3 protein-coding genes and 1 pseudogene are annotated in these 3,058 nt (G+C 63.8%); all 4 read right to left on the reverse strand.

The genetic code is table 11. The annotated features are described in order from the left end of the window. Positions 1–120, reverse strand: a pseudogene (locus M0954_RS12210) (1-acyl-sn-glycerol-3-phosphate acyltransferase); the annotation flags it as partial. Positions 121–129: 9 nt separating this feature from the next. Beyond that, positions 130–1,413 carry a dihydroorotase gene (locus M0954_RS12215; RefSeq protein ID WP_297353452.1) on the reverse strand — a complete coding sequence of 428 codons (1,284 nt, stop codon included), beginning with the start codon at positions 1,411–1,413 and terminating at the stop codon, positions 130–132. Between the two features lie 39 nt (positions 1,414–1,452). Then, positions 1,453–2,493 carry an aspartate carbamoyltransferase catalytic subunit gene (locus M0954_RS12220; protein WP_122152230.1) on the reverse strand — a complete coding sequence of 347 codons (1,041 nt, stop codon included), beginning with the start codon at positions 2,491–2,493 and terminating at the stop codon, positions 1,453–1,455. A 59-nt stretch (positions 2,494–2,552) separates the two neighbouring features. Continuing rightward, the coding region (pyrR, locus tag M0954_RS12225) for a bifunctional pyr operon transcriptional regulator/uracil phosphoribosyltransferase PyrR (RefSeq protein WP_297353454.1) at positions 2,553–3,058 on the reverse strand (506 nt) is incomplete at its 5' end.

The following is a 3,058-nucleotide window of genomic DNA, read 5'->3' on the forward strand; positions in this document are numbered from 1 at the left end:
CGACCACACGCGGTTGAGCGCTTCCCGCTCGGCCGCGCTCGCGCGCGGAAAACGTGTCGCTACCGTGAACATGCCGTGCAGCAGATGTGCGATCAGCCGGGCCTTGCGAAATGCGAGCATGGTGCAGTCCTAAGGTTGGCGCTGCTCGAATGCAACGTATCCGGAGACGATCGTCGCTCGCACGCGTGCCGGCAATTCGTAGCCGAGGAACGGCGTGTTGTGCCCCTGGCTTTTCAGTGCACGCGGCTCGACGCGCCAGTGCGCGTTGCGATCGAAGATGCACAGATCGGCGCACGCGCCCACTGCAATGCGGCCCGCGTCCAGCTTCAGCACGGCAGCCGGCGCGGCGGTGATGCGGTTGAGCGCCTTGGCTAACGGCACACGGGCCTCGTCCGCCCATTTCACCGTCAGCGAAAGGAACAGCTCCAGACCGGTCGCTCCCGGGGTGGCTTCGGCGAAGGGCAGCAGCTTTTCGTCATCGTCGACGGGGGTGTGATCGGAACAGATTGCGTCGATCGTGCCGTCGGCCAGACCCGCGCGGATCGCTTCGCGATCGCGCTGCGAACGCAGCGGCGGGTCGAGGCGGAACTGCGCATCGAAGTAGCCGATATCCAGGTCGATCAGGTGGATATGGTTCACCGTCACGTCGCAAGTGACCGGCAGGCCTTCGGCCTTGGCCGCGCGCATCAGTTCGATGCCGGCCGCCGAGGACAGATGCGAGAGGTGCACGCGTGCACCGGTCACGCGGACCAGTTCGAAGATCGTATGGAGTGCGATGGTCTCTGCCGACACCGGCACGCCCGAGAGCCCCAGCCGCGACGCCAGCGCGCCGCTCGCAGCAACGCCGCCCTTGCCCAGATACGCATCTACGGGACGCAGCCAAACCGTGTAGCCATAGGTGTTCGCGTACTGCAATGCGCGCAGCAGCACCTGCGTATCCACCACGGGCACGTCCGCCTGCGAGAAGCCAATGCAGCCCGCTTCGGTCAGCTCGACCATCTCGGTGATCACCTGGCCTTTGAGGCCCACCGTCAACGCGCCGAGCGGATACACGTGCGCCTGGTTCAGATTGTGCGCGCGAAACTTGAGCATTTCGACGAGGCCAGGTTCGTCGAGTACCGGATCGGTATCGGGCAGGCAGACGAGGCTCGTCACGCCGCCCGCGAGTGCCGCGGCCATTTCCGATTCGAGCGTGGCCTTGTGTTCGTAGCCCGGCTCGCGCAGGCGCGCGGCGAGATCGACGAGCCCCGGCGCGATTGTCAGGCCCTTGGCGTCGATCGTCTTCGCCGCGTGAAAATCCGCGGGTGCGGTACCGAGCGCGACGATCTTGCCCGCCGCAATAAAAATGTCCTGCTGCTGTTCGGTGCCGGCCGCCGGGTCGATCAGCGTGCCGCCTTGAATATGAATCTTCATCGCTGCCTTTGTTTTGCTCAGTCGTCTCAGTCGTTCGGCTCAGTCATGGTTGCCAGCCACGATGCCCATCACGGCCATCCTCACCGCAATGCCGAACGTCACCTGGTTCAGGATCACCGATTGCGGACCGTCCGCCACCTGCGAGTCGATCTCGACGCCGCGGTTCATCGGACCGGGATGCATGACAATCGCGTCGGGTTTCGCCAGCGCGAGACGCTCGGGCGTCAGTCCCCAGCTCTTGAAGTACTCCTGCGCAGACGGCAGCAACGCACCGCTCATGCGCTCGTTCTGCAGACGCAGCGTGATGATCACGTCGACATCCTTCAGGCCTTCGTCGATGTTGTGGAACACCCGCACGCCCATCTGTTCCAATCCACCCGGCAGCAAGGTGCGCGGACCGATCGCACGCACCTCCGGCACGCCGAGCGTGGTCAGCGCATGGATGTCCGAGCGCGCCACCCGCGAATGCAGGATGTCGCCAACAATCGCCACCCGCAGATTCGTGAAATCCTTCTTGTAGTGGCGAATCGTGTACATGTCGAGCAGACCCTGGGTCGGGTGCGCATGACGTCCATCGCCAGCATTGATCACGTGAACATGCGGTGCGCAGTGCTCGGCGATCAGGTACGGTGCGCCGCTCGAAGCATGGCGCACCACGAACATGTCCGCATGCATCGCCGACAGGTTGTTGATGGTGTCCAGCAACGACTCGCCCTTGCTGGTCGAGGACGCATTGATGTTCAGGTTGATCACATCAGCCGACAAGCGCTTCGCGGCGATCTCGAACGTAGTGCGGGTGCGCGTCGAGTTCTCGAAGAACAGGTTGAACACCGATTTGCCGCGTAAAAGCGGCACCTTCTTGACCTCGCGGTCCGTCACGCTGACGAACTGTTCGGCGGTGTCGAGAATGTGCGTGACGATCTTGCGCGGTAAGCCCTCGATCGTCAGCAGATGCTTGAGCTCACCGTTTTTGGTGAGCTGCGGGTTGCCCTTCAGGAAGCCGTAGCGAAAGCGATCCGGCGACGCGGTAGCGCCGGTGGTGTCCTGAGGATCCTTGGGAACCTGAGTAGCGGTATTCATGGGGTACCTGAGTTGTTTTGAGTACGTGCGCCACGGCGGGCATCACACGCACCTCACGCTCAATCGGCGCGTGCTTCGGTGTGAAACGTGAAACGCTGATCCGCGGTGTCGTCGCGCGCAAGCACGAGGGTCGCCTCGGCCGGGACATCCACCACCCCGCCGACAAAACGCGCCGCCACCGGCAACTCGCGGCCACCGCGATCGGCGAGCACGGCGAGTTCGACCGAAGCCGGGCGTCCATAGTCGTACAGCTCGTTCAGCGCTGCGCGCACGGTGCGGCCGGTATACAGCACGTCGTCCACCAGCACGATGCGGCGGTTGTCCACTTCGAACGGCAGCGAGGTTGGACTTGCCTGCGCGTGCAGTCCTTTCTTCGCGTAGTCATCGCGATGCAGGGCGACATTGACGACGCCGAAACTGCCGACGTTCAGATCGCGCGCGAGACGTTCCACGAGCCACGCGCCGCCGCTGTAGATGCCGGCGAGTACGATGCCGTCGGCGCCGCCTCGGTCACCGAGTTGTTCACCGAATTGCTCACCATAAGCAGCACGTATCTGTTCGAGCA

This window comes from Paraburkholderia sp. (assembly GCF_026225065.1).
Taxonomy (GTDB): domain Bacteria; phylum Pseudomonadota; class Gammaproteobacteria; order Burkholderiales; family Burkholderiaceae; genus Paraburkholderia.

Coding starts and splice junctions, on each gene's coding strand:
- M0954_RS12220 (WP_122152230.1), bottom strand. CDS start 2,493: ATGAATACCGCTACTCAGGTTCCCAAGGATCCTCAGGACACCACCGGC.
- M0954_RS12215 (WP_297353452.1), bottom strand. CDS start 1,413: ATGAAGATTCATATTCAAGGCGGCACGCTGATCGACCCGGCGGCCGGC.